The sequence below is a fragment of the Neobacillus sp. Soil_C_43 genome (assembly GCF_057656715.1).
Map to the genome: position 1 here is coordinate 1 of NZ_JBDGJV010000052.1, position 369 is coordinate 369.

The 369-nt window shown below is 33.1% G+C and carries 1 rRNA gene; it reads right to left on the reverse strand.

Features of this window, described 5'->3' with window-relative positions:
• Positions 1-292: 292 nt before the first annotated feature.
• Positions 293-369 (reverse strand): 5S ribosomal RNA (rrf, locus tag AC3A54_RS25545); the annotation flags it as partial.

The window sequence follows — 369 nt, forward strand, 5'->3', positions numbered from 1 at the left end:
ATTTTGTTACGTTGGCTTAGTTTCATAAGAAACTAATAATTTTTGTTTGTTGACGTTTTTGTTTGTTTAGTTTTCAATGAACAAATTCACTTTTTAAGAAGCGACAAAAACTATCATATCGCAATTCTTATTTTTTATCAATGAACAATGTTTTCCAATTATTCATTTTTATCCACTCTTGTTGAGAGCGACTTTAATATCTTAACACTTTTTGCACTAAGATACAACATAAAGTTTTTTCCAACTCTCATATAAGGGATTAAAAAAGACAGAAATGAAAATTCCTGTCTTCGCCTGGCAACGTCCTACTCTCACAGGGACTTTCGTCCCAACTACCATCGGCGCTGAGAAGCTTAACTTCCGTGTTCG